A 26,778-nucleotide genomic window follows, 5' to 3' on the forward strand; every position below is an offset into this window, starting at 1 on the left:
CGGGAATAAAAAATATCCCTTCAAAAGGCTCATAAGATCGATATTTGAAATATTTTCAATATGCCACGAAACAACGTAAAATGAAATCACAAAAATAGCCAAAAAGACGTTACCCAAAAAGAACTTGTAAATTAGGTATTTTATGTTTTTGCGCACCTTGGCTCCCTGAAATTTCGCGAGATTATACGTCAAATTTGCTTTTAATCGGCTCAAATCGGCAGGAAAATTTAATGAGTTAAATTTAGCCAAAATTTTGAGCGTAGTTTAAATTTACGGCTCGATTTGCAGCTAAATTCGCAGCGCAGAATTTTAAAATTTAGCGGTGCGAATCGCTTGGCTAAATTAAAAATATAACATTTGTGTGGGTGTTATTTTTGCGCTATTAAAAACGGATAGCGCTTGGCTAAATTTAAACCGCTCTGTGCTTCCGCTAAGTTTCGCCGTAATCACTAGCCTGCCGTTCTAGTCAAATTTGAAAATTCCGCAAATGCGTATAGACGCCGTTTTGAATGATGCAGCGACCTGCTGCGTAAAATTTGCGATTTTTGCACGCGCGGCGCCTGATTTTGAAATGGCGTCCGCATAGCGAAATTTTAAAATTCCACCACGCGGAGGGATTTAAAATTTCATAACGAGCGCAAAATTTTTAAATTTCAAAATTCTAAGATTCCGCGGCGCGGGCAAATTTAAAATTTCAAACTCAAGCCAAATTTTAAATTTCAAATTGAGCGGAATTCCAAATCCAAAAATTTTAGTGACTATGCCCTAAATGCCCGCCCGTATCGCTTGATCTTACTTCGCAGATGAGCTCGTCAGCGCATTCGTTGTCGCTACTCTCAAGCTGCAGCGTCGTGTGCGTGATGCCCAGATGCTCCATTTCGTGCGATATTTCGCGCAAGATCTGCTCCGCCTCGCGCACGCGCAGCTCGCCGCTGATCACGATATGAGCCGTGAGCGCGTTTGCGCCGCTCGTGATACTCCAGACGTGCAGGTCGTGCACCGAAAGCACGCCGTCCACGCCCCTGATCTGCGCGACGAGCGCGTCCAGACACACGCCCTTTGGCGAGCCCTCCATTAGGATGTTTAGGCTATCTTTTAGCACGCCCCAGCCGCTTTTTACGATGAGCGCGGCCACGAGCAGGCTAGCCGCCGCGTCCGCCCAGCCCCAGCCAAAGCACATCATCGCTAATGCAGCCGCGATCGCGCCCACCGAGCCCGCAGCGTCGCCAAGTACGTGTAGGTAGGCGCCGCGCATATTGACGTTTTCTCTCACGTCGCCGCCGCGCAGCATGTATAGCGCCACGACGATGTTTACGGCAAGACCTAGCGTACTGATGGCGAGCATGCCAGCGGTGGCTACTTCGGGCGGGTTTTGCAGGCGCCGCGCCGCCTCAATGACGATAAAAACGGCGATGACGATGAGCGTGACGGCGTTTATCGTCGCGGCCAAAATTTCGATCCGCCTGTAGCCGAAGGTCTTTTGCAGATTGCCTTTGCGTTCGCCGAATTTAAACGCAAACAGCGAAAGCCCGAGCGCTGCGGCGTCTGATAGCATATGCCCGGCGTCGGAGAGCAGGGCGAGCGAGTTCGTCGCGAAGCCGCCCGCGACCTCGATCAGCATAAAAGCGGAGATTATAAAAAAGGAATTTCTCAAAACGACCTTGTTTGACGTGTGCGAATGCTCTTTGTGACTATGCTTACCAAGTTCGTAATTGTGTCCTATATGGTTTCTATAATTATGAGTTTTTAACATTATTTTTCCTTAATTTTGATTCATTTACGTAGTGAGTGCTTGAAAAGGACATATTTTTGGTGTATTCATTGTAAAACAAACAATAAATAACTCTGTAGGCTTTTTCTGGATTTGGAGGGCTTTCTAGTGCGCTTGGCTGGCGCAGGGAGGCGTATTGTAGCAGTAATGTCCTTATATATAACGGAACATTTTCTTTTAAGTATGTTTTTTTACCGTGTTTCATTTTGATTAAATATCTTTTTTGCCAAGATTATATATGAATGCTTATTTAACTGTCAAGAGTAATTTTGATAAAATTTATATTGAAATGTAGAAAATCTTGTTATGAATAATAAATATGTTAGAATTGTATAATTTTTAAATTTATAATGAAGGATTTGCTATGTCAACATGGATTGAAAAAACCTACCCAAGCAAAAGAATAAAAAGCGAATTTACAAAGCTTTTATTGAGCCCTACAGTAGATGCAGGAGGGCGTAATGTATACAAAAATATACTACAAGTGAAACCATTAGATATTATTTTTCATATAGATCAAGATAAAAATGAACTTATCGGATATTCTATGGCTACTTCTTGTGCTAAAAAGATTGAAATAGGTTGCTATGATTATTACGAGGTTTTTTTAGATAATTTTATAGCTTTCGATAAGCCTATTTCTATTGATAAAGTCCTTTCTGAGCCTAGCAATCAAGAAGCACTTTGCAAAATAAAAGAGTCGAAACAAGAAACATTTATGCAAAAAAGAAATGGTAAATTTATGATTAAGCAGGGAGGGTACCTGACAAGATGTAGTGATGAACTTAAATCTATTTTAGTGGGTCGGGAGATTATAGAGCTTCTTGGAGCGGAAATTGATATAGAGTACAACAAAAGATATAGTGAAGGAGCAGAAAAAATAGTTATTCACAAAAAAAGAGAAAGAAATATCAAATTAATCCAAGATGCTAAGTTTAAATTTAAACAAGAGAATAATGGAAGACTTTTCTGTGAATGTTGTGGGTTTGATTTTTTTGAAACTTATGGATTTCTGGGTGAAGATTTTATAGAAGGCCATCATAAGGTTCCAATTAGTACTTTATCGTCAGAACATAATTCTACGATAGAAGATATAATTCTACTTTGTTCTAATTGTCATAGAATGGTCCACAGAGAGCCTAATATTGATATAACTAAAGTAAAACAAGTAATTGTACATAAAAGAAATTATTAAAACTATTTAAAGTTATATTTTTAGTATTCATATATTTTTGATCTCTTTTAGTTTGTTAAACTCCTCTATTAGCCTCGGCGCGTTGCCAAGGCTTGTCGCAAAGGTCTTAAATGCGCTATTTTGCATAAAATTCCTTTGTTTGAAATCGCGCGGATTTTAGCTGTTTTTAAAATTCGTGTCAAATTTTGCGGATTTTTGCTGTAACTCTTGACATTACAACAAAATTTGACTATACTTCGCTCATTAGTTGTAAGTTATAGCATTACAACAAAAAATCTAAGGAGACAAAGATGTCAAACTACAAGATCGTTTCAACGAAAAGCGAACCCAGAGTCGAGCTAAAAGAAGCTCTAGGCTTAAGCGGCTGCGAGCTTTCTATCAACGAGCTTCCGGCAAACGTGAGCGTGCCGTTCGTGCATTCGCATAAGCAAAACGAGGAGCTTTACTTGGTGTTAAAAGGCGGCGGCACGCTCTTTATCGACGGTGAGGAAAAGGCGGTGGGTGAGGGCGACGCGATCCGCATCGATCCGGCGGGCAAGAGATGCTTCAAGGCGGGTGCGCAGGGGATGAAGTTTATCTGTATCCAAACTAAACGCGGCAGCCTGGAGCAGTACACGATGGATGATGGCGTGATAAACGAGGACATAAAGCCAAGTTGGCTGTAAAATTTGCGAGGCGCTCGGCAAATGAGAGCGTAAATTTTAAACTGCGAGGCGCGGCATACGGCGCCAAATGTGCGAGCGCATTAACCGCAGCGACTGTGCGATCAAACAAATCAAATTTAAAGGAGAAACAATGAAAGTAGCAATCATCGGAGCAAACGGAAAATCAGGTTCAAATTTGGTGCAAGAAGCTCTAAAACAAGGGCATGACGTCACGGCGATCGTGCGAAACAAAGAGTATAAAAACGGCGACGTTAAAGTAGTCTACAAAGATATTTTTGAACTAACAAAGACCGATCTAGCTGGCTTTGACGCCGTTATCAGCGCATTTGCGGCTTGGACGCCAGAAACGTTCCCCCTTCATAAAAAGGTAGCAAACACCTTGCAGACGCGCTTAGCGGTACGAAAACGAGGTTACTAGTCATCGGCGGCGCGGGTACGCTATACGTGGACGATAAAGGCACTATGGCTATGGATACGCCTGACTTCCCGCCTGAGTATATGGGCGTCGCAAAGGCTACGGCAGAGTCGTTTTTTGAGCTAAAAGATAGAAGCGACGTGCTATGGACCTACGTCTCGCCGGCCGGAGAATACGACGCAAACGGCGCTCGCACGGGCAAATACGTCCTTGGCGGCGATAATCTAATACTAAACTCCAAAAACGAGAGCTACATCAGCTACGCAGACCTCGCGCTCGCGGTCATAGACGAGCTAAAAAATGGCGCCTTCGTGCAAAAGCGCTTTACCGCCGTCGGCGAGAGGGCGTGAGCTTAAAATTTTGCGTAATTTAGCTAAAATAACGCCGCACGAAAGTAACGTGCGGTTTTAAATTTAAATCAAGGTCGGCTATGCAAGTAGGTATCAAATTTTCACTCGCAGTTCACATCATGCTCTGCGTCGCGTATTTTCGCGAGGAGAAGGTCACGGGCGATTTCGTCGCCGCAAGCTCGGGGATAAACCCCGCCATCGCGCGCAAGCTGATTTCGCAGCTAAAAAACGCAGCCTTGGTGCTCACGACTGCGGGCGTGGGCGGCATCACACTAGCTCGCGACGCGCGGCTCATCACGCTTTTAGACATTTACGAGGCGGTGAGCGAGGAGGACGCGATGTTTCGCCTGCACAAAGGCTCGCCTAGCGCCTGCCCCGTAGGCGGAAAGATCGAAGCGGTTCTTGCGCCGCGCTTTGCGCGCATTCAAGGTGATTTTGAGAAGTCCCTATCAGACGTGAGCTTGGCGGATCTTTTGAGCGATCTGGGATAGAGCTGTTAAAATTTAAATACGCATTTATCTTCTAAATTTGCTCGAATTTCAAGGCTTGCGGGCTAAATTTATATAAAATTTTACCCGCCCGCCATGTAAAATTTCGGTTTAATTTGATTTAAGATATAATCCTCCTAATTAATTCTAAGGGGAAATTTTGAAATATTTAAAAGCTATATTGCAATTCATCGCAGTTTTTGCTTGCCTTATTTTGTATCTATTCGTAAGCGGAAGAGTAGGACTTCATAAATCTCAATCTCACTACACTATTACGATAGGCTCTGATGCTACTAAAGAAGCGGGACTTGACAAGTATGTAAGCGAAGCGGAGATGCAAAGTTTTGCATTTAGACATTGGGATATAGATTATAATTCAAACCCGAAAAACATATTCAAAGAACCTGCCATCGACGTAGAGCTAAAAAGGCTTTTAAAGAGCAAGCAAACTGATAAAATTTTAAAATTTATGAAAGATAACAATCTAACCGTCGATCATACTATGCACGGAGGGGTAACGCCCGTGATGTATTCTAGCTTTTGGGACGATGCGAATACTGCTCAAAAGCTTATAAAATTGGGAGCGGATATACATAAAAAAGATGAATACAAACTATCCGCTATGGCTTATGCGATAGAAAATAATGCTACTAAATCGGTAAGACTGCTTTTAGATAACGGCGTTAAATTTGAAGAGGCGGAGGTCGTTAGAAATAGGCTGCTTCCGCCGAATTATAACCATATAAAATCTTTGCAAATAAGTGACGATGGAAATTTTACGTTGATTTATGATACCAACTACCCTATGATTAGTATAGGAGAGCCGAATTATTTCTTTTCATATCTTACGAATACGAATATGTATGAGATAGCAAAGATGGCATTAGAAAGCGGCTACAAGCCATATATTTGGAAATTTCAAAACTCTACGGTAGGTCTAAGGTACGGAAACGATATTAAAAAGGTCGTGCCTGAGGGAATATTAAATGATAAAGCGGAACCGACGGACGGATTTGATATTACCGAATATGATTTTTCGTTATATGATACATTTCCGGGCACTCCAAATTACGAACCGATTTTAAAGCTGCTTATGCAGTATAACGTAGGCGGACAACCGAGCCCGGAATTTCTAAAACGAAAATATGATGATTGTCATAGAAACTATATATATAGTTTGGATAGTTATTATAAAATAAACTACGATGCAACTTATTATATACCTAAAAGTGAAATTTCGCTTATAACGACGGTATATCGCAAATATTGCAAAGATAGAAATTCTACATTTAAAGATGTTTATGAATATACGAAATTTGCAAGCGAGTTAAATGAAATGGAAGCGGTATCCATCCATATGTATACCAGAGATAAAGACGGTCGTAAGCTTGATCGGCCGTATAAAGATAATTTAAAAAAGCTGGATAAATATATAGATGAGATCTCATCTGGTGAGATAAAAAATGCAAGAAAAGAATGTCATCAAAACTAAATATTAAGGAGAATAAAATGACGGAGCAAGAGTTAAATCAACATACTCAAAGTTAGCTTTTTGATATAAAGTCAACCCGCAAGCTCGGGCTTAAATTTAAACTAGCCCGAGCCCAGGCTACAATTTTATCTTCCTAACTTCCAGCTCGCCGCCAAAAAAGTTCGCGTAGTAAAGCAGGTCTTTTTCGACCTCGAGCCCCGCTAGGTAGCGCAGAGCGAGGTTTGCCTCAAAGCTCGCCGCAAACATCACGATCGCAGCCGTTATGCCCGCAGGCGTCGCGTTTAGGCTCGGGAAAAATTTAAAATCCGCATTCTGCACGAAGCAGACTTGGCACTGCCAGCTGTCCACCGACGCAAACACCCACGGCACGCCTATTTGCTTAGCAAACGCATCGATCTGCGCGCGCGTGGCGAGATTATCGGTCGCATCTAAAATCAGATCAAATTTCTCGCCCGCGCCTATCGCGCTAGCGAAAAATTCCTCCGCGCGGCTCTTATGCACCTCGACGCTCACGCCGTCGTAGCGGCTTTCCGTGCGGCTTTTAAAAACGTCCGCTTTAAATTTACCCTCGTCTTCGAGCGTGAATAAAATTTGCCTGTGAATGTTATGAAGCGCCACCGTGTCGAAATCCACGACGCTGATCCGCCCGATGCCGCTTGCGCCCAGAGCGTAAGAAAGGCTGCTCCCAAGCCCACCCGCGCCGATGATCAGGATGCGCTTATCCGCAAGCGCGCGCTGCGTCTGCTCGCCCCAAAGCTGGATCTGTCTGTGAAAGTAGTTCATAAAAGCCCCCTGCTGACTAGATTTTTGCGGAATTTCCACAGCCCGCGCGCTGCAGCGATCTCGTCCGCGTCCACTTCGCACATCAGCACGCCCTCTTCGTTTTTCAGCTCGTTTGCGATCTCGCCGCCGGGGGTTACGACGAAGCTCTCGCCGTAAAATTTAAACTCACTCTCGCCGAATTTCGCCTCGCCGATGCGGTTGGCGCGGATGACGTAGAGCGAGTTCGTAAACGCGCGCATCTTCAAAAGCTCGCGCCAGCGCCCGCCGCTTTCGAAGGTCGAGGCGCACGGCACGAGCACGCAGCCGACGTTTTTCTGCATAAAATAGCGCCAAAACGCATCAAAATGCGCCTCATAGCCGAAGCAGACGCCGAATTTCACGCCGCCCTCGCTAAAGATCATCGGCGAAATTTTACCGATTTTGCGGCTTTTACGGTTGGCGAAAAAGCCCTCTTCGTTCCAGTGCGGATAGTCCATCAGGATATTTTGATCGTAAAATTTCACCTCCGAGGGCGAAAATTTCGCGCAGGATTTCACCCAGATGGGCTCGTTTTCGCTCGCGCAAAAGATATCCTCTTCGCTCGCGTCTTTTTGGCTTTCTTCGGAATTTAGAGCGTTTGGGGCTTCGGAGGCGCTTTTTAAATTTGAGGTTTTGAAATTTAAAGATTTTGCGCCGCAGGAGTTTAAAGCGCCTTCGGAATTTAAGCCGCCGTTGGAACTCTGCTCGCTTTTGGAATTTAGCTCGCCCTTGCAGTCCTGCTCGCTTTTAAGGCTTGCGGAATTTTCGCTGCCGCCCAAGTTCTTTTGAGCCGCGCCGCCAAAAATGCCCGCCTGCCTCAAAATCGCGCCGCTAGCGGCTCTGATTATCGGCGCTACGATATGCAGGTCGTATTTAGCGGCCAGCCGCGCCATCAGCTCCTGTTTATGCTCGCTCTGTTCGCATGCGATGGAGCGGGGCATCTTTTTAAGCTCGCTAAAGAAGGAATTTAGCTCATATTCGCCCAGCAGCACGATTCGCGCGCCGTTGTCTTTGGCGACCTTCATATAGTAATCGATCCGATTTTCGCTCATCGAAAGCGTCGGTAGTTGCAAAACGCATACGTTTATCATCGTCGCCTCCTAAGCCTGCTCGGGTGCGTTTATTTCGGCGACCTCGAGTTTGGCGTTTTCTAAAATTTCCTTTGCTTCCTTTAGCAGCGCTACGCCCTGTTTATACAGCTTCACGCTCTTCTCTAGGCTTAGATCCTTGTCGTTTAGGCTCTTTAAAAGCGCGTTAATCTTTTCCATTTTTTCTTCAAAACTCATCCAAAATCCTTTTTATGATGTAATCAAATTTTTCTATCTCGACCAAAAACGCGTCGTGTCCGTAGTCGCTGTCGATCTGCGAGTAGCTCGTGCGATCCTTTTTCCCTAGATCGCTCATCGCATCGTAAATTTCTTTCATCAGCCCCGGCGGAAAGAGCACGTCGCCTTTGAAAGAGATGAGGTGTAGGCGCGATCTGATCTGCGCGCAGGCGTTTTTGAGATTGCCGTAGTGGCGCGTGCAATCAAAGATATTCATCATCTTGGCGATGTAGAGATAGCACAGCGGGTCGAACCTGCGCGCGAAATTTTCGCCGTTGTATTCAAGGTAGCGATCCACCTGAAAGCGCCCGTTAATCTCGTAAAGACCGTCGGTTTCAACGTAGTTGCGTCCAAATTTATCCTGCATCGAGTTTGGGCTTAAAAAACTTATATGCCCCGCCATGCGCCCCACCGCCATGCCGTCAAGCCCGCGCTCGGCGATCAGATTTTTATCGTAGTTGCCGCCTTTGAAATTTGGGTCGCGCAAGATGGCCTCGGTTGCGATCTTATTAAATGCGATCGCCCAAGGCTGCGTAGCGTATGTGCTTGCGAGTACGAAAATTTCATCCGCAAATTCCGGATATTCGATCGCGTAGCACAGCGCCTGCATGCCGCCTAGGCTGCCGCCGATAACGGCGCGAACGCGGGCGATGCCTAGGCGCTTTAAAAGCATCATCTGCGCGCGCACGACGTCCGAGACCACCACTACCGGAAAGCGCAAGCGATACTCGCGGCCGCTGCTTTCATCGACATCAAGCGGGCATGTCGAGCCAAACGGCGAAGCTAGGATATTTATGCAGATGACGAAAAATTTCGTAGTATCGACCGCTTTATGATCGCCGATGAGCCCGTCCCACCAGCCTGGCTTAACATCGCCCTCGTAAAGTCCCGCGGCGTGCGCGGAGCCGGTTAAGGCGTGGCAGATGACGATGACGTTTGATTTGTCCTGGTTTAGCTCGCCGTAGGTTTCATAGGCGAGCTTGAAGTTGGAAAAGACGCGGCCGCTCTCCAGATAAAGCGGCTCGTCGAAATTTTGAATTTTGCTTTGAAGGATCACTGATTTACTCGGTAATTCGGCGCTTCCTGCGTGATGATGACGTCGTGGACGTGGCTTTCTTTAAGACCTGCGCTCGTGATCTCGACGAATTCCGCCTTTTGCTGAAAGGTCGCGATATCCTTGCTGCCGCAGTATCCCATCGAGCTTCGCAAGCCGCCTAGTAGCTGAAAGATCACGTCTTTTAGCATGCCCGCGTAAGGCACGCGCCCCTCGACGCCCTCGGGTACGAGCTTTTCTTTTGCGGTGCCGTCTTGAAAGTAGCGATCCGAGCTTCCCTTTTGCATCGCCGCCAGAGAGCCCATGCCGCGGTAGGTTTTGTACTGGCGGCCCTGAAACGTAATGAGCTCACCCGGGGTTTCGTAGCAGCCCGCAAGCAGGCTTCCCATCATTACCGAGCTTGCGCCCGCGGCTAGGGCTTTAGCGATGTCGCCCGAGTATTTGATGCCGCCGTCTGCGATGATCGGAATTCCAAATTTAGCCGCCTCGATCGCGCAATCGTTGATCGCGGTAAACTGCGGCACGCCCACGCCCGCTACGATGCGCGTAGTGCAGATCGAGCCCGGACCGATGCCTACTTTAATCGCATCGGCTCCCGCGTTTGCAATATCTTTTATGCTGGCGGGGTTTGCGACGTTTCCTACTACTACGTCGACGTCAAAATTTCGCTTCAGCTCCTTAAGCGTGTCGATAATGCCTTTGGAGTGTCCGTGCGCAGAGTCCATCACAAGCGCATCTACGCCCGCTTTGACGAGAGCTTCGGCTCTTTGCAGATGGCCTACGCTGATCGCCGCGGCGACGCGAAGGCGGCCGAATTTGTCTTTATTGGCACTTGGATATTCGATGCGCTTTTTAAGGTCTTTAATCGTAATAAGCCCCTCTAAGTGGCCGTTTGCGTCGATTATCGGAAGCTTTTCTACTTTATTATTTCTAAAAATTTTCTCCGCATCATCAAGCGTGCAGCCCTTTGGAGCGGTAATTAGCGGAGCTTTGGTCATCTTCTCGCCTACAAGCGCGGCGGTGTCGGTTTCAAAGCGTAGGTCGCGATTAGTTAAAATTCCAATCAGCACGCCGTTGTCGTCGATGACGGGAATACCGCTAATATGGTACTCGCTCATCAGATCGAGAGCGTCTTTGATCGTGGCGTCCGCCTTGATCGAGATAGGATCGATGATGACGCCGCTTTCGCTCTTTTTTACGCGGCGAACCATCTTGGCTTGGGAGTCCTCGTCCATATTTTTATGGATCACGCCGATGCCGCCGAGGCGCGCCATCATTATCGCGGTGCGGTACTCGGTGACCGTATCCATCGCAGCACTCACAAGAGGGGTATTTAGCGTGATATTTCTAGTAAAACTCGTGCTGATATCGACCTCTTTGGGTAAAATTTCAGAGTATTGCGGTACCAACAAAACATCCTCGAAGGTCAGAGCCTTTTTGACGATCTTCATACTTATCCTTTCACGATTTTTTCTAAACTCAAGCCGCCGTCCAGCACCGTTTGTTCGTCGTAGGCGCGCCCGATAAGCTGCGCGCTGATATTAAGAGCCTCTTTGTTTTTCGCTACCGGCACGGAGATCGCGGGAAGCCCCGCTAAATTTACGCCGATCGTGTAGATGTCGCTAAGATACGCGCGAAGCGGATCGCTAAGCTCGCCGAATTTATACGCCACGCCCGGCGCGATCGGCATAAAGATCAAATTGGCGTCTTTTAAAATTTCCTCATATTCGCTTTTGATGAATGCCCTTGCCTTCTGCGCTTTGATGTAATACGCGTCGTAGTAGCCGCTGCTTAGCACGAAGGTGCCTAGAAGCATCCTTCTTTTGACCTCGTCGCCAAATCCCTCGCCGCGAGTGTTGGCGTAGAGCTCTTTTAAATTTAGAGCCTTCGCGCGGTTTCCGTAGCGCACGCCGTCGTAGCGGCTTAAATTTGCGCTAGCCTCGGCGGTTGCGATGATGTAGTAGGTCGCGATGTCGTATTTGGAGCTGCAAAGATCGCGGTAAACGATCTCGTGGCCGAATGATTTTAGCTTTTCTATAGTTAAATTCAGAGCCTCTTTGACCTGCTGCGAGGCTTCGTCAATATAATTTTTTATAACGGCGATCTTAAGCTTGCGATCAGCGTTTAGCTTATCCGCAGTGCTTTCGTAAGCGCCCGTGTAGCTCGTGCTGTCCATCTCGTCGCGGCCTGCGATGATGTCGTATAAGATCGCCGCATCCTCGACGCTGCGCGTGATCGGTCCTATCTGATCGAGGCTGCTCGAATACGCCGCGAGCCCGTAGCGGCTGACCCTGCCGTAGCTCGGCTTAAAGCCTACGCAGCCGCAAAATGCCGCCGGCTGGCGGATAGAGCCGCCCGTATCGCTTCCGAGTGCGGCTACGGCGATATTTGCCGCTACGGCAGCCGCGCTTCCGCCGCTACTGCCGCCTGGTACGCGCGAGTGATCGGTCGGATTGAGCGTTTTGCCATAGAATGAGCTCTCGGTCGTGCTTCCCATCGCAAACTCATCCATATTCGTTCGCCCAAACGGCGCTAAACCGCGCTCGCGTAGCTTTTTGATCACCGTCGCGTCGTATGGCGCAACGTAGCCTTGCAAAATTTTACTCGCCGAAGTGACGCTCCAATCTTTTACCTGAATGTTATCTTTGATCGCGATCGGCACGCCCTCGCCGCTGATGTTTAGAGCCTCGCCCGTGAGCTGCTCGACGTAGGCGCCGAGCTCTTTGGTTTTTAAAATTTTATCCTTTAGCTCCGCTCTAAGCGCCGAAATTTCATCCGCATTCAGCTTTAGAGCCTCTTTCAAACTTATCATCTGCCATCCTTAAATTTATTCACGAAATAGATCCCCACGCCCGTCGCTACGCAGATCAGCGCGATCGTAAAAAATACGAAGCCGAGACTTATGGGGCTAGCGAGCATGCATGACCTTCGCGCAGCGCGGGCAGAGCTCATCAGGCTCTTTTGCGTTAAATTTCCAGCATCTCGGGCATTTGTGCTTCGATGATTTTACGAGGCGGAAAATTTCGTCGTTTATCTTAAACTCCGCCAGAGCCGGCCCGCTTTGCAGAGTGTCCACGTCGCTTACCATAAACCAATCCGCCACGCCCAGGATGTCGTTTGATAAAATTTCGTTCGAGCTCGTTTCTAAAACCAGCTCGAGCGTCGATTTAATGATCTTATCCTTTTTCAGCGCGTCGATGAGTTCGAAAAATTTCTCTCTCGATTTGATTAAAATTTCGTCGAATTCTATGAAATCGTCAAATTCTACCTGCTTGTAGATCAGATCGAAGACGTCCTCCTTGCCCTCTTTGATGATACGCGGCGCGAACTGCATTACTTCGTCGATAGTGTAGGTTAGCGTAGGCGCGATCAGAGGCAGCAGCGCTCGCGTAATTAGAGCGATCGCGCTTTGCGCGCTTCTGCGGCGCGGCTCGTCGGGTGCGTCGCAGTAGAGCCTGTCTTTGCAGATATCAAGATAAATTCCGCTCAGATCGGCGCTTAAGAAATTTAGTAGCTGATTGAAGCCCTTTGAAAAATCGTAGTTTCTAAACGCCGCTTCCGCGCCCGCAAAGGCGTTTGCCGCGCGCGTTAGGATCCAGCGATCAAGCCGCGTAAAATTACTCGTCTCGATCTCGCCCAGATCGCTGGTGCTTGCGAGCAGAAATCTTATAGTATTTCGAATCTTGCGGTACTGCTCGCTTACCTGCTTAAGGATATTGTCGCTGATCTTTAGATCGGTCGAATAATCGCTCATCGCGACCCATAGGCGTAAAATTTCAACGCCGTGGCTCTTTGCGACCTCTTGCGGATAGACGACGTTTCCGACGGACTTACTCATCTTCTGACCCTTCTCATCGACGGTAAATCCGTGAGTGAGGATGCTCTTGTACGGCGCGCATTCGTTGATCGCGCAGCTTAGAAGCAGTGAGCTTTGAAACCAGCCGCGGTGTTGGTCGCTGCCCTCAAGATACATATCCGCAGGGAATTTGCCCGCATCGTAGGCGCCGCTTTGCAGCACTGCTTTCCACGTAGAGCCGCTATCGAACCAAACGTCTAAGATGTCCATCACCTTTTCTAAATTTTCAGGCTTATAGCCGCTGTCCTGAGGCAAAAGCTCCGAAATTTCCATCTGCCACCAAGCATCCGCGCCCTTAGCCTTAAAAATTTCGTAGATATTATTTAAAATTTTCTCATCGAAAATCGGCTCTTTGGTGCTTTTGTCGCGAAAAAACGCGATCGGCACGCCCCAATCCCTTTGGCGAGAGATACACCAATCGGGGCGGTTTTCTATCATCGAGGTAAGGCGGTTGATGCCGCTTTGCGGATAAAATTTAACCTTGCCGATCTGCTCTAGCGCCACCTGACGCAGTGTCTTGCCGCTAGGCATTGGCTCGTCCATCGCGATAAACCACTGCTTCGTCGCGCGGTAGATTACCGGCTTGTGTGTGCGCCAACAGTGTGGATAGGAGTGGACGAATTTGCCGGATTTGATAAGCGCGGGGCCTAGAAGCTCTAAAATTTTCTCGTTCGCTTTGAAAATATGCATCCCCACGAGCTCATCTACGACGTCTGCGCGGAAGAGTTTTTTGGTTTTAAGTGTCTCGTCGAAACAGCCGCCCTCATCCACCGGCATAATCACCTCGATGCCATATTTAAGCCCTACGAAATAATCGTCCTCGCCGTGTCCGGGAGCCGTATGCACGAGCCCGGTGCCGCCGTCCATTAAAACGTGCTCGCCGAGGATAAATTTTGAAGCTCTATCGTTTAGCGGATTGATCGCGTTTAGGCCTTCAAGCTCGGTAGCTCTAAATTCCTTTACGATTTCGCCTTTGGTGATGCCCAGGCTTACGAGGCTTTCGACCAAAGGTTTTGCAAGGATCAAATTTTCGCTCGTCAGCGCGTAAATTTCATTCGGGTTCAAAGATATTGCGCCGTTTGCCGGCAGCGTCCAAGGCGTGGTCGTCCAGATGACCGCTTTGGCGCCTTTCGCGCCGATTTTAGCGTTCGCTTCACCGCTTAGATCGAACGCCACGAAGATCGAGTAATCCTCTTTGTCTTTGTATTCGACCTCGGCTTCTGCGAGCGCGCTCTTTGCCGCCCAGCTCCAAAACACGGGCTTTGAGCGCTCGATCAGAATTCCTTTTTTTGCGATTTGGCAGAGCGCCTTGTAAATTTCAGCCTCAAACTCAAATTTTAGCGTCAGATACGGATCGTCCCAGTCGCCCAAAATCCCCATATCTTTAAATTCATTGCGCTGCACGTCGATGAACTCTTTGGCGTGCTGACGGCAAAGCTCGCGTATCTGCACTTTTGAAAGCGATTTTTTCCGCTCGCCCAGCTTGATCTCTACTTGCTGCTCGATCGGCAGGCCGTGGCAGTCCCAGCCCGGCACGTAGCGGATCTCCTCGCCGAAGAAATAATGGGTTTTGGTGATGATGTCTTTTAAAATTTTATTCAGCGCGTGGCCGATGTGGAGGTGTCCGTTAGCATACGGCGGGCCGTCGTGGATATTAAAGCTAACGCTTGCGCCCTTGCGCCTAGCTTTCATCTTTTCGTAAATTTTACGCTGCTCGTACCATGCCTTAAACCGCGCAGGTTCGTTTTGCGGCAGTGCGCCTCGCATCGCAAAGTCCGTAGTAGGAAGAAAGAGAGTATCTTTGTAGTCCATATTTGTACCTTTTCGTGTCTTAAAAAATTTGTGAAGTTTATCCAAAACGCCATTAAAAAGCTCTGAAAGAGCAGTCTGCGTTTATGCTATAATGTGCGAAAATTTAATGAGGGTCTTTATGAAAAATATCATCCTTGTAATCGGCGAGGAGATCCGCTACGACGCGGCTTTGATGAGTTATATTTCTCGCAGCTACGAGCGGGTTTTCGGGCGGATCGACGATCTAAAATTCTTAAGCGAAAACGATAAGGTTTTGCCCTTCGCGCTTGAAAAGATGATCGATTCGTACGATTTTATCACGATCTTTGCGGCAAACTCCGCCTACGCGGTCGTCGGCAAAATTTTATCTACGCTCTCTTTCGATTCGCTCGAGCTGAAAAATGGAGAAACCTTAGCGCCCTCGATGGCGCGCACGGTGGCGAAAAACAGCTTCCTGCTAAACGTCAGAGGCTGCTCGGTAAACGTGATCAAGGCACTTTGCTTGCAGAGCCTGCCGCCGATCCTTCAAGACGCGCCGAGCGCGGGCGAGAGCTTTTATCTATTCGATTGCGAATACGAAAGCGTAAAGCAGCGCCTAGAAAGCCTTGCGATTAGTTATAAAATTTCGCTTACGATCAGCAGACCCAGCTCCTTTTTGCTACTCGTGCGCGCCAGTGCGATGAAATTCGGAGCGCTGGACGCGTTTTTGCAAAGCGTCGGCAAGTATTATGAGAGCTGCTACATCGAAGGCGGCGATTTTATGGGCTTTGTGGTGGATAGACTGCGCGAAATAGGCGCTAAGATCACCTTTGCCGAAAGCTGCACCGCAGGGCTCATCGCCGCAAAATTCGGCGCGGTCGCTGGCGTGAGCGACGTTTTTGACGGCTCGCTCGTAAGCTACGCCAACGAGATAAAAAATCTCTGGCTCAACGTAGGCGAAGATACGCTCGCGCGCTACGGCGCGGTCAGCGCGCAGACCGTGGGCGAGATGCTGGAGGGCGCGCTACAAAGCAGCGGGGCGAGTTTCGCTCTTGCGGTAAGCGGTATCGCGGGCCCCGGTGGCGGAAGCGCGCAAAAGCCCGTAGGGACGGTCTTTATCGGCGCGAAGGAGCAGGGCGGCAAACAGATCGTCGGGGAATTTCATCTAAAAGGCGATCGAAACTATATCCGCGAACAAAGCGCCGATATCGCTATCTGCTTGCTTTTGAAGCTTAGAAGCGATCTGTTTTTCGGGCGGCTTCCGAGCGCGCCTGCGAGAGATGAAATTTAAAGGAGCGGATTTTGAAAAGACGAATTTTGAAAGGGTGCGGATGTGATTCGGTGCAAAATTTTATCCGATCTAGTGGCGAGCGGGGCTTTGAGCGAGAGCGAAATTTCGATTCGGCGTACGGCGGGCAGAATTTTACTCGGGATAGCGACGGGCGAAATTTTATCTCAGCGCAGGGCGGACTAAATTTTATCTCGGCGGGTCGCGCTAGAAATTTTAGTTTTATAAATGCGGCGCGAAATTTTACTTTGGCGCTAGCCGCGATATGTATTTTGGGCGGCTGCGACGGCGGATCGGACGGGCAAGATCGCGAACAAAGCGCACGATCGGAACAGAATTTTAGCGCGGGTAATCAAGGGCAAAATTTTAATAAAAGCGCGGATAGCTCGGGGCAAAGCTCCACGCAAGGCTCCGCGTCGCAGGGTTTTGAGAGCAAGCAGAGCTCCGATCTGAACTCCACGATAGATGAGCTTGCAAACGATGCTAAAGTTTTGGGCGAGGCCTTGCAAAATTTGCAGAAAAGGGCGCCTGAAGCGCTGAACGATTTCGCCGCTCGCAATGCGGACAGGATAGAGGATCTGTTAAAGCAGGGCGAGGCGGCGGCGTGCGAGGCGGGCAAAAACCTCGATAAAATGGGCGAAAGCCTGCAAGGCATCATCAAGGATGCCAACGAAAGTATCGGTAAGGTCTTGGAAGGCTTTGGCGTGCAGCCTAGACAGGAGCCGCGCGGCAGGCGTTCGCAGGAAAGCGGCGAGTCTCCAAAAGAGCGCGACAGACGCTTGGATCAGGAAGGCGACACTGGCGGACAAAGCTTTAGAATTTAATCGCGGCTAAATTTCGCTTAAATTTGTTTGTTGTGGAGAATGCTCGCAGAGAAACGATGCTAAATTTTATTAAATTTACTCGGCGCGGCGGTTTCGTTAAAATTTTACTCGGACGGTGGTTTAAAATTTTGCGTGCGAGCCGCGAGCATTGCTAAATTTCGTCATCTTTCGACGCGGGCTTTTTTTAAATTTAATCCTCTCGGCGTAAGATTTTTTAAATTTCATCATTTTGCGGCGCACGGAAATTTTTTCGTTGCACGATTTCAGTTTGCAAAAAACCCGCGCAAGCCGGTTTACGTCCCGCACTCGGGAGTTAAAATTTTGTACCCCGCGCTCGGGCGCTAAATTTTACGCGCATTGCTCGGGTTATGTCCGATCAAAAACGCTTCGCTCCGCCCGCTAAATTCATAGTGTCCGCGCAAAACAGCGGCGAGCCTGGCAGCGCGAGCGCCCGCGCCGTCCTGTTAAATTTAAAATTTTACGCACAATTTTAAATTTATGCAGCCGCTTCGTCCTCCGCGCCCGCTTCGCTAAATTTTAAATTTACGTTACTATTTCATAGTTTGCGCTGCTTCATTAAAATTTTAAATTTACGCGCCGTATCCGCCGCCCGCCGCGGGTAAAATTTCAAAATCCCGCATGCTGCTGCGGGTAAAATTTTAAAATTCCGCTCGCGCTTCGTATGATCTAAAATGAAATTTCAAGCAAAATTCCGCGTCTAAATTTGAGCCCAGCTCTTAAATTTTAAAATTTTATCAGAGATTTTTTTATACAATTACGGCTGAAATTCGGCCCAAAAAAGGAGAGGGAATGTATAAGCTAAAGCATCTTCTTAGCGCGCAGGATCTAAGCCGCGAGGACATCTACGACTTCATCGATCTGGCGCGCGAGTTTAAAGCGCTCAACCGCTCTGACGTCAAAAAATCCGACTCGCTTCGCGGCAAGACGGTCATCAACGCGTTTTTTGAAAACTCCACCCGCACCCGCACGAGCTTTGAGATCGCAGCCAAGCGCCTGGGCGCGGACACCATAAATTTCACGGCTGCAGATAGCAGCACGAAAAAGGGCGAGACGCTGATCGACACTATCAGAAATATGCAGGCGATGCGCACGGATATCTTCGTGCTGCGCCACAGCTGCTCGGGCGTGGCGAAATTCGTCGCGGCTAACTGCGATGCATCGATCGTAAATGCGGGCGACGGGCTGAACGAGCACCCGAGCCAGGCGCTACTGGATCTTTTTACGATCAGCGAGCACAAGGGCAGGATCGAGAATTTAAACGTCGCGATCATCGGCGATATATTTCGCTCGCGCGTAGCTAGAAGCGACATCTGGGCGATGAAAAAGCTCGGCATAAACGTGCGACTCTTTGGCCCTCCGATGATGCTGCGCGACTGCGGCGCGTTCGGCTGCCCGATATGCAAAAGCGTGGAGGAGGCGATCGAGGGCGCCGACGTCATCATTATGCTGAGGATCCAGCTTGAGCGGCAAGACGGCGAGCCGAGCTTCCCGAGCGTGCGCGAATACTCGAAATTTTTCGGACTTACCGCAAGGCGCATGCAAGCTGCGAAAGAGGGCGTTATGATAATGCATCCCGGCCCGATCAATCGCGGCGTGGAGATCAACTCCGACGTAGCAGACGATCCGCGCTATAGCTGCGTTTTAGATCAAGTAGAAAACGGCGAGGCGATGCGAATGGCGATACTTCATACGATAAATTTAAATAGGAGCGCACGATGAAAATTTTGATAAAAAACGGCACGATCGTTAATCACGACGGCAGCGAGGAGGCGAACGTCCTGATCGAGGGCGATAAAATTTCAAAGATCACGCGCGAGTGCCCCGCCGCAGACCGCGTCATAGACGCCGCAGGCAAGCTCGTGATGCCCGGCCTCATCGATATGCACGTGCATTTTAGAGACCCGGGGCTCGAATACAAAGACGACGTCATCAGCGGCAGCGAAACCGCGGTCGCAGGCGGCGTGACGACCTGCCTTCCGATGGCGAACACCAAGCCCGTAAACGACAACTCCAGCATTACTCGCGCGATGATCGCCAAGGCCAAACAGCGCGGGCTTATCGATCTGCTGCCCATAGGCGCGATCTCGCAGGACTGCAAGGGCGCAAAGATCGTCGAGATGGGCGATATGCTGGAAGCCGGCTGCGTGGCTTTCAGCGACGACGGACTGCCCGTGACCGACAGCTCCGTGATGCGACAGGCGCTCGAATACTCCGCGCACTTCGGCTCGTTCGTGATAAATCACAGCGAGGATTGCTCGCTTTGCCACGGCGGCGTGATGAACGAGGGTAAGGTTAGCGCAATCCTCGGTCTAAAGGGGATGGCGAGCGAAAAAGAGGAGATCATGATCGCGCGCGATCTGCTGCTTGCCAAAAAGACGGGCGGCCACATCCACATCGCGCACGTAAGCTCGGCGTGGTCGCTAAAACTCATCGAGCAGGCTAAGCGCGAGGGCATCCGCGTCACCTGCGAAGCTACGCCGCATCACTTCACATTCGACGAGCGCGAGTTGATGGGATACGACACGAATTTTAAAATGTCGCCGCCGCTTCGCACCCAAAACGACGTGCAGGCGATCAGAGAGGCGCTTAAAAGCGGCCTAATCGACGCCATCGTGACCGATCACGCGCCGCATAATATCGACGATAAATTCGTCGAATTCGATCACGCGCCGTTTGGAATTTTAGGGCTTCAAACCCTCGTGCCGCTTACGCTGCGGCTCATAAACGAGGGCATCATCGGCCTTGAAGACATGGTGCGCCTCTGCTCGTTTAACCCGGCTAAAATTCTAAATTTAAAGGACAAGGGCGAGATCAAAGAGGGCTTTTTGGCCGACGTCGCGATCATCGATCCGCAGATTTCGTATGTTTACGACGAGGCGCTAAATAAGTCCAAATCGCGCAACTCGCCGCTTTTCGGCAAGCAGCTTACGGGCGCTGCGGTATGCACGATCAAAAGCGGCCGCGTGGTCTATGAGTTTCCAAACGTCGTAGCGTAGGGCGCTTACGGCGTAGGGCTTGCGATCGGCGGCTTGGCGAGCACAGCTTGCTGACGGGCGGCATTCGTAGCACAAACGGAGAGATTGCTTCATTTCAAATTTGTGCTAGTTTGGGCGCAACGGCTTGCTTTTAAAATTTTGCGGTGCGATCGGTTTATTTTAAATTTGGCGGCAGCGTAGGCGCGGCGACTTGTCTTTAAAACATAGCGCGTTTTGCTCGGTATCGGCGCGATCTTTGATCCAGTAGTGCGATCGCCTTGCTTAAATTTAGTGGTAATCCGGATATATCAAACTACGTTTAAAATTTTACGGCGCGATTTTTTTGGTCTAATTATGTGGAGCCCTGCGGTTAATTCGCTTTAAATTTTGCGGTAGCTCGGTGCGGCAGCTTACTTTCAAAATTTCATATCGCGCGTGCGATTGAAATTTCTTTAAAGCGGTTTGTCATTTTTAAAGTGCGCGTAAATTTAACACACATCGCCTTGCCTGTGCCGCTCGTAGATTTCGGCTTCGGAATTTTATCCGTACCCGTGTGTGAGCTGCTTTTAAAATTTTATGTTCGCGGCGGTTGAGAATTCTATCTTTGCGCAGATTTGTTTTTACTTCACGCGCAAATTTTATTGTGATTAAATTTGTCGCTAAGGCGCAAAATTTTAAAATTTTGCCGCCGCTAGCTTTTGGCGCGGAGCATAAATAATCCGCCGCATGAACGGGAGCGATCGAAATTTAAAGGATATCTATGAGCGGCGAAATATATCTCTCGTGCGCGCTGTGCGTCGCGCTAAAATCAGCTCTGCGCGGCAATCCTAAGCTGCTGCCGCAAGATCAAAAATATATAAAATATTTAAATTTTGAGTTTGCAAAGGAGCATTTCCGCACCACAGAGGGTGCGAGCCGCGTAGCGCAGGATGGCGTAAACGACGCAAGGAAAGCTGCGGAGCAAAAAGATGCGTACGGTGCAGTGCAGAGCAGTGCGACGGACAAAGCCGCCGAGAACGGCAGTGCAGCGGAGCAAAAGCGCGCGAACAGCAAAGAAGCGGTAAATGAAAAAGCGGCGAGAACAAAAGGCGCCGACGAAAGCACGGGCTTACCACTTTTGCAAAAGGCACGCGAGTTTTTTACCGAGCAAGTCGCGCAAAAAGGGCACGAGGACGAGCCAATCTCCGCACGGCGGCGTTGGATAGAGCAGTGCCTAAAGCTCGGTCTGAAGGACGCGGGGCTTAGTATTCCAACTTTCGCAAAAAATAGAGCGCTTTTGGGCTTTTCGGGGATGACCGTAAACGGCATCGTTTGCCGCTTTGAGGACTTTAACGGCGTTTTTACGCCTGATTGGAAATACGATCGCGACAAAAAGGCTTGGCGCGTGAAATATGCCGAGCGCCTTTGGCGCGGGATGCCGCGAGATGCGCTAAGCGCGCACGATAATAGCGCAGAATTCGAGAATGTTTTAGTGCAAATCAGGGATTTTGCGAGCAAGATAGGCTGTGAAAACTTCGCGCAGACGTTTGATAATGCGCTTAAGACGTTGAGGGGCAAAGTCGCCGCGAGCGAGTATTACGCCGTTTCGTTTGCAGCGCTGCCTCAGCCGAGCTTGAGGGCGTTTGCCGCAGCGGGGGTTGCCGATGTATTCGGTGCGATGGGCTCTTGGGACGATGAGCCGCCGTCTATGGCGCAAGAAATGGGGCTCGGGCGCGAATATGATCGCCTCTCGGACGAGCTCTTGGCGCAGAAAAACTTAGCGATTTTGTTTGCGATAAACGGCTGGTAGGGCTTTGGCACAAGAGCTAGAAAGCGCGCTAATCCTCTATCGTCGCAGGTCTATCAAACGCCGTTACGCTCGGCAGTTCGCCTTTAAATTTCTCGACCTACACCATGCTCGTGTGCGCGGTGTTGCTTTGCGAGAGCTGCGAGCTAGGCACGTCCTTGGTTAGCACGTTTATGTTGCCGTGTTTGCAAAGACTTTTCTCGCCCCAGACGACCGGATCGTACCACGCGCCTTCGCTTACGATCACGACATTATCTTGCGCTCGCTCGCTTACCAGCGCACCGCAGAGGATCTCGCCTCGGTCGTTGTATATCCTTACCACGTCGCCCGTTTTTATGCCGCGCGCCTTTGCCGTGGCGGGGCTGATGAGCGCGGGTTCGCGGTTTGCGATCTCGGCGTAGTTGCGGATAAGTGAGTTGTTTAGCTGCGAGTGGAGCCTAAATTTAGAGTGCGCGCCGCTGATGGCGACCGGGTACTTGCTCACGTCGCCGCCCAGCCACTCAAACGGCTCCATCCACGTCGCGTGCGGCGGGCAGTCGGGATAACCTAGCTTTTCGACCGCTTCGGAGTAGAGTTCGATCTTGCCCGACGGCGTTTTTAACGCGTTTTTCTCGGGATCGGCGCGGAAGTCCGCGTAGTTTGTAAAATATCGCTTTTTCTCGTCGATCTTATCAAATTTAACGTAGCCCTTTTGCCAAAACTCCTCAAATTTAGGCATCGCTATGCCCATGCTCTCGGCTTTTGCAGCAGCGTCGGCGTAAATTTCCTTCACCCACTCAAGCTCCGTTTTGCCCTCGCTAAAGGCCTGCTCGTACTCCTCGCCCCACTGCGCGCAGATGAGCCGCGCGATCTCAAAGTCGCTCTTGCTCTCGCCCGCAGGCTTTACTAGCGGCTTAATCGCAAAAAGGTATTCGCTAGTCGAGTTTGCAAACTCGATATCCGTGCGCTCGCACTCAAGAGCTGCCGGTAGCACGATGTCGCTGAGCCTTGCTGTACTCGTCCAAAAAGGCTCGGTGGTGATAATCGCCTCTATCTTTTTCATCGCTTCTACCGCGCGGTTGGTGTCCGGGTGGCGGGTGAAGGTCGAGCCGTTGGCGTTAAACATCACGCGGATGTGCGGCATGACGTACGTTTTGCCGTTGCGCTCGATCTGCTTGCCCGGCTCCATGATCGCATCTATAAGCCTGCTGTTTGGTATCTCGTGATATTTAGCCTTAGCTAGCTTGCCCTGCGGGGCGATGTATTTTTCGTTTACCGCCGGGTTAAAAGCCTGAAGCTTAGGTGCAACAAAGCTGATATCGGCGTTTTTATGCATCTGATCGTTCATCACGTAGCCGCGCCCGGTCTTGCCGATGTCGCCTAGCATCGCCGCTAGCGTGATCAGCGCCCAGTATGCCATCTCGCCGTGGTGCTGGCGCTGGATAGAGTAGCCCGTGACGATGAGCGTGTCTTTTTTGGCTAACGTACCCGCTAGCTCTTTTAGTTCCTTTTCGCTCACGCCGCAAATTTTACTCGCCCACGCGAGATCCTTTTTCACGCCGTCTTTCGCGCCCGTGAAATACTCTTTAAATTTATCAAACCCGACCGTGTAGCGCTCTATAAATTCCTTGTCGTAAAGTCCGTTTTCGTAAAGATAATCGCAAAGCCCGATCAGCATCGCCGTATCGGTGCAAGGGCGCACGGCAAGATAATCTGCGCCGAAATACTCCGCCGTTTCGTTGCGGTAAACGTCCACGCTGTAAATTTTCATCTCGCCTTTTTTAAATTTATCTTTCATAATCTCGTAGTAGGCGTAGGAGTTGTGCATCGGAACGCCGATAGCGATCTTGTTTGAGACGACGGGATTCGTGCCCCAAAATACGATCGTTTTGGCCTCCTTTATCACGCCCTCCCAGCGCGTCGGAGCGTGCGTCGGATCGATAGAGCCCGTCACGTGAGGTAAAAATGCCGTCGCCGCGCCGTAAGAGTAGCCGCCAAGCTCGCTCACATAGCCTCCAAGCGCGTTTAGCATGCGCTTTGCGGTGCGCTGCGAGTGGCCGACCTTGCCGAGGCTACCCCACTGATAAAGCTGCCCGTAGATGGCCTCCGAGCCGTATTTGTCGAAGTTTTCTTTTAAAATTTTAGCGCTTAGCTTTATCGCCTCGTCCCAGCTAACGCGCACAAAGGGCTCTTTGCCGCGAAGCTGCGGCTTTGGATTTGACGGGTCTGCGAGGAAGCTTTTACGCACGTAGGGGTATTTCACGCGCGTTTCGTTTTGGATGTGATCGCTTAGGGCGTTGTTTAGCACCGTTGGCATCGCGTCGCCCTCAAATGGCTCGGTACCAACGACCCTACCGCCGATGGTTTGGACGTAAAACGCGCCAAATTTATTCGCGCAAAGCCCCATCTGCTCGTCAAATATCGCCTGCACTGCTGCGCCCAATTGTTTCGCTTGCGCTGAAGCTGCCGCGAGCGCGCCTAGTTTTAGAAAGTCTCGTCTTTTCATGATTCTGCCTTAAATTTAAATTTGTTGGTTGATTTGGTTTAAATTTAGCGGGATTTATGAGGTTGATTTTTGCATGGTTTGCCTTTAAACGTATTACGCGACCTCGCGTCTCGGCGGTGATTTTACGAAATTTAGGCTTAATTTGCCATTTATCTATGGCGTCGCGATGGAATTCTATTAGAGCTAAGCACTAGACAAATTCCGCCGCGACTATTTGGGTCAAAAGTTATACGTAAGGCTTAGATTGAAGGTGCGCGGATCGCCGTAGATCATTCGATTAGAACCGATACCCTCAAAATAGCGCTTATCGGTTATGTTATCGACGTTTAGCTGCACATCTAGGTTTTTACTCGCTTTGTAGCCTAGCATTACGTTTGCAATCGTGTAAGCTTTCTGCTCGATCCTGCCGTATGGCGAGTCGGAATAAATCTTTGAGCGATACATCGCGCCTGCGCCGATTCTAAATGTGCCGATCTCATATTTTGCAAAAAGATTTGCGCTGGTGCGGGAGGAGTCGCTGGCGTAGATATTGCCGTCAGCATCTTTGGCTTTGTAGTGCGCTAGCCCCATGCTTAGGCTTAGTGCATCGGTAATTTTACCGTTTACATCCGCTTCAAAGCCCCTGCTGGTTACTCCGCGACCCTGCCTGTAAGCGTAGGAATTTGTGCCCGTGATATACTCGTCGGTGCGGATGCCGAGCTTATCTTGGATGATCTTAAAAACGCCCAGGCTTGCTTGCAGATCGCCGTCAAAATACTCGCCTTTGATGCCCGTTTCGTAGTCCTTGCCTTGGATGGGATCAAGATATTTATTGTTTTTGTCCTTGTAGGTTTGAGGTTTAAAAATACTCGTATAACTTGCATAAAGGGTATGATGATCGTCTAAATCATAGGTGATCCCTGCATATGGAGTAATTTCGCGGGTAAAATTTCTATTATCTGCTCCACCTGTAATTTTATATTTATAGTAACTCATCCGCGTTCCTAATAAGAGCTTTAAATCCTCGGTGATTGAGAGTTTATTCGCGGCATAAATTGCTTTTTGAATAGTTCGATCGGCATTATTTTGATCTACATACGGTAAGCGTGGATCTTGAATATGAAGGTCGTTAAAATTTATTCTAGTGCGCGCGGCATAAGCAAGGCCTGCCGGAGTGTTTCGACTATTCCAGTAGCTACTTACGTTATCAGATCCTTTTTTTGTAAAGATTATACATCACACCAAATACAAATTCATGATCTTGTTCGAAAAGCTCATAAGGGATATTCACATAGGCATCGATATTGTGGATATTCTCTTCGCGCTTGTTAGCATAAACGCTAAGATCGGCGACGTTTCCGATGCCGCCAGGGCCTACCCTGCCGCCATAATAGAGCAAATTTGAATCGATATGAGCGCGACGAAACGAATAACTCAAGCTTAAACTCGCCTCGTTTGAGAAATATTGTTTAAAATCGGCATAAAAATCAAGCGTAGAGATGTCGTATCGCGTCCAGGGTTGAGAGAAAATTTGGTTTTTGCCAAAGTGCGTGCGCGTGCCGTCCGAGATGAACCCTTTCTGCTGCCTGCCAAGCGGGCATTCCGCCCCAGCGCGTGCCATGTCGGCGTAGAGTCTGATAAAATGAGCCAAAGCTCAGCCTTGAATCGTCTGTTACATCGATATCTAATACGCCATAAACGGCAGTATTGCGACGATTGTAATAGTCCATATAAGAGTGCGATCGTTCATGCATAAACGCTAGGCGTCCGCGCACCGAACCGCTTTGATTGAGCGGGCTTTGCACATCGGTTTTAAGCCCGTATTTGTCGTATGAGCCGCCGTTTAGGCTGATGTATCCTTTCGGAACGGCGGAATCCGCGTGCTTGCGGATAAAATTTAAACTCGCGGCGGGATTTCCCGCGCCCGCCAATAATCCGTTCGCACCCTTTACTACCTCAACGCGCTCATATGGCAGTAAATTTAAATCGTTCGCCCCGAGGCTAAAACCTCCGAAGCTAGGCATCGAATCAAGCAGATAATAATCTATGCTAAATCCGCGCGCCGTAGGATAGAGCCTCTCATCCATACGCCCGCTCGTAATGCCCGCGATATTTCGCATCAGCACCTGATAATCGGTTATCCCCATATCTTTTAGCTTGGCTTCGGTCACCACGGTAAGAGACTGGGGCGTTTCTCTCGCCGTAAGATCGAGCCTGGTGGTACTTTTAACGAGCTTT

The 26,778-nt window shown here is 49.2% G+C and carries 22 protein-coding genes and 1 pseudogene; 11 read left to right on the forward strand and 12 right to left on the reverse strand.

Annotated elements, in window-relative coordinates; genetic code table 11:
- Nucleotides 1-751: 751 nt before the first annotated feature.
- The gene (locus tag Q0605_RS00790) at nucleotides 752-1,753 is read right to left on the reverse strand and encodes a cation diffusion facilitator family transporter (protein ID WP_298703396.1); all 1,002 of its coding nucleotides are present in this window, start codon (nucleotides 1,751-1,753) and stop codon (nucleotides 752-754) included.
- A 382-nt stretch (nucleotides 1,754-2,135) separates the two neighbouring features.
- Here Q0605_RS00790 and Q0605_RS00795 point away from each other — a divergent pair, with 382 nt between their 5' ends.
- The 6 genes from Q0605_RS00795 (at nucleotide 2,136) to Q0605_RS00820 (ending at nucleotide 6,376) form a co-directional block, all read left to right on the forward strand.
- Nucleotides 2,136-2,966, forward strand: a complete 831-nt coding sequence (locus Q0605_RS00795; protein WP_298703398.1) for an HNH endonuclease — start codon at nucleotides 2,136-2,138, stop codon at nucleotides 2,964-2,966.
- 290 nt (nucleotides 2,967-3,256) lie between these two features.
- On the forward strand, nucleotides 3,257-3,631 hold the full coding sequence (locus Q0605_RS00800; protein ID WP_298703400.1) for a cupin domain-containing protein: 375 nt from the start codon (nucleotides 3,257-3,259) through the stop codon (nucleotides 3,629-3,631).
- Nucleotides 3,632-3,761: 130 nt separating this feature from the next.
- Nucleotides 3,762-4,049: an NAD(P)H-binding protein gene (locus Q0605_RS00805; RefSeq protein ID WP_298703401.1), complete on the forward strand. Its 288-nt coding sequence runs from the start codon at nucleotides 3,762-3,764 to the stop codon at nucleotides 4,047-4,049.
- A gap of 50 nt (nucleotides 4,050-4,099) precedes the next feature.
- Nucleotides 4,100-4,396, forward strand: coding sequence for an Rrf2 family transcriptional regulator (locus Q0605_RS00810; protein ID WP_298703403.1), 297 nt, complete (start codon nucleotides 4,100-4,102; stop codon nucleotides 4,394-4,396).
- An 80-nt stretch (nucleotides 4,397-4,476) separates the two neighbouring features.
- On the forward strand, nucleotides 4,477-4,887 hold the full coding sequence (locus Q0605_RS00815; protein WP_298703405.1) for an Rrf2 family transcriptional regulator: 411 nt from the start codon (nucleotides 4,477-4,479) through the stop codon (nucleotides 4,885-4,887).
- 157 nt (nucleotides 4,888-5,044) lie between these two features.
- On the forward strand, nucleotides 5,045-6,376 hold the full coding sequence (locus tag Q0605_RS00820; RefSeq protein ID WP_298703407.1) for an ankyrin repeat domain-containing protein: 1,332 nt from the start codon (nucleotides 5,045-5,047) through the stop codon (nucleotides 6,374-6,376).
- Nucleotides 6,377-6,493: 117 nt separating this feature from the next.
- Here Q0605_RS00820 and Q0605_RS00825 read toward each other — a convergent pair whose 3' ends face one another.
- The 7 genes from Q0605_RS00825 to ileS all read right to left on the reverse strand — a co-directional run bounded on the left by Q0605_RS00825 (nucleotide 6,494) and on the right by ileS (nucleotide 15,224).
- Nucleotides 6,494-7,159: a ThiF family adenylyltransferase gene (locus Q0605_RS00825; protein WP_298703409.1), complete on the reverse strand. Its 666-nt coding sequence runs from the start codon at nucleotides 7,157-7,159 to the stop codon at nucleotides 6,494-6,496.
- Nucleotides 7,156-8,268 (reverse strand): carbon-nitrogen hydrolase family protein, encoded by a 1,113-nt coding sequence (locus tag Q0605_RS00830; RefSeq protein WP_298703411.1) that lies wholly within the window; start codon nucleotides 8,266-8,268, stop codon nucleotides 7,156-7,158. The genes Q0605_RS00825 and Q0605_RS00830 overlap by 4 nt, the downstream gene beginning before the upstream one ends.
- Nucleotides 8,269-8,277: 9 nt before the next feature.
- Complete coding sequence (xseB, locus tag Q0605_RS00835; RefSeq protein WP_298703414.1) at nucleotides 8,278-8,463, reverse strand: exodeoxyribonuclease VII small subunit; 186 nt, start codon at nucleotides 8,461-8,463, stop codon at nucleotides 8,278-8,280.
- A complete protein-coding gene (locus Q0605_RS00840; protein ID WP_298703416.1) occupies nucleotides 8,453-9,559 on the reverse strand; it encodes a homoserine O-acetyltransferase in 1,107 nt (368 codons plus the stop codon). Before Q0605_RS00840 ends, xseB begins: the two co-directional genes overlap by 11 nt.
- Nucleotides 9,556-11,007, reverse strand: a complete 1,452-nt coding sequence (gene guaB / locus Q0605_RS00845) for an IMP dehydrogenase (protein ID WP_298703418.1) — start codon at nucleotides 11,005-11,007, stop codon at nucleotides 9,556-9,558. The genes Q0605_RS00840 and guaB overlap by 4 nt, the downstream gene beginning before the upstream one ends.
- A gap of 2 nt (nucleotides 11,008-11,009) precedes the next feature.
- Nucleotides 11,010-12,368, reverse strand: coding sequence for an Asp-tRNA(Asn)/Glu-tRNA(Gln) amidotransferase subunit GatA (gatA, locus tag Q0605_RS00850; protein ID WP_298703420.1), 1,359 nt, complete (start codon nucleotides 12,366-12,368; stop codon nucleotides 11,010-11,012).
- Between the two features lie 96 nt (nucleotides 12,369-12,464).
- Nucleotides 12,465-15,224, reverse strand: a complete 2,760-nt coding sequence (gene ileS / locus Q0605_RS00855; RefSeq protein ID WP_298703422.1) for an isoleucine--tRNA ligase — start codon at nucleotides 15,222-15,224, stop codon at nucleotides 12,465-12,467.
- Nucleotides 15,225-15,342: 118 nt separating this feature from the next.
- On the opposite strand from ileS, the gene Q0605_RS00860 reads away from it, so the two are divergent.
- From Q0605_RS00860 to Q0605_RS00880, 5 genes are all read left to right on the forward strand, one after another.
- Nucleotides 15,343-16,473 (forward strand): CinA family protein, encoded by a 1,131-nt coding sequence (locus Q0605_RS00860; protein WP_297881450.1) that lies wholly within the window; start codon nucleotides 15,343-15,345, stop codon nucleotides 16,471-16,473.
- An 11-nt stretch (nucleotides 16,474-16,484) separates the two neighbouring features.
- Complete coding sequence (locus Q0605_RS00865; RefSeq protein WP_298703424.1) at nucleotides 16,485-17,294, forward strand: hypothetical protein; 810 nt, start codon at nucleotides 16,485-16,487, stop codon at nucleotides 17,292-17,294.
- An 810-nt stretch (nucleotides 17,295-18,104) separates the two neighbouring features.
- Nucleotides 18,105-19,034, forward strand: a complete 930-nt coding sequence (locus Q0605_RS00870) for an aspartate carbamoyltransferase catalytic subunit (protein WP_298703426.1) — start codon at nucleotides 18,105-18,107, stop codon at nucleotides 19,032-19,034.
- Nucleotides 19,031-20,311: a dihydroorotase gene (locus tag Q0605_RS00875; RefSeq protein WP_298703428.1), complete on the forward strand. Its 1,281-nt coding sequence runs from the start codon at nucleotides 19,031-19,033 to the stop codon at nucleotides 20,309-20,311. The genes Q0605_RS00870 and Q0605_RS00875 overlap by 4 nt, the downstream gene beginning before the upstream one ends.
- A 739-nt stretch (nucleotides 20,312-21,050) precedes the next feature.
- Nucleotides 21,051-22,079: a hypothetical protein gene (locus Q0605_RS00880; protein WP_298703430.1), complete on the forward strand. Its 1,029-nt coding sequence runs from the start codon at nucleotides 21,051-21,053 to the stop codon at nucleotides 22,077-22,079.
- 28 nt (nucleotides 22,080-22,107) lie between these two features.
- Here Q0605_RS00880 and Q0605_RS00885 read toward each other — a convergent pair.
- The 4 genes and pseudogenes from Q0605_RS00885 to Q0605_RS00900 all read right to left on the reverse strand — a co-directional run.
- Nucleotides 22,108-24,561, reverse strand: a pseudogene (locus tag Q0605_RS00885) (molybdopterin-dependent oxidoreductase).
- Nucleotides 24,562-24,780: 219 nt separating this feature from the next.
- Nucleotides 24,781-25,773, reverse strand: a complete 993-nt coding sequence (locus tag Q0605_RS00890) for a TonB-dependent receptor (RefSeq protein WP_363317191.1) — start codon at nucleotides 25,771-25,773, stop codon at nucleotides 24,781-24,783.
- On the reverse strand, nucleotides 25,748-25,978 hold the full coding sequence (locus Q0605_RS00895) for a hypothetical protein (RefSeq protein ID WP_298703432.1): 231 nt from the start codon (nucleotides 25,976-25,978) through the stop codon (nucleotides 25,748-25,750). The genes Q0605_RS00890 and Q0605_RS00895 overlap by 26 nt, the downstream gene beginning before the upstream one ends.
- Before the next feature lie 49 nt (nucleotides 25,979-26,027).
- Nucleotides 26,028-26,778 (reverse strand): TonB-dependent receptor plug domain-containing protein (locus tag Q0605_RS00900; RefSeq protein WP_298703434.1); only part of this gene is annotated, 751 nt, incomplete at its 5' end.

It is taken from the genome of uncultured Campylobacter sp. (genome assembly GCF_938017705.1).
In the GTDB taxonomy this organism is placed as follows: Bacteria; Campylobacterota; Campylobacteria; order Campylobacterales; family Campylobacteraceae; genus Campylobacter_B.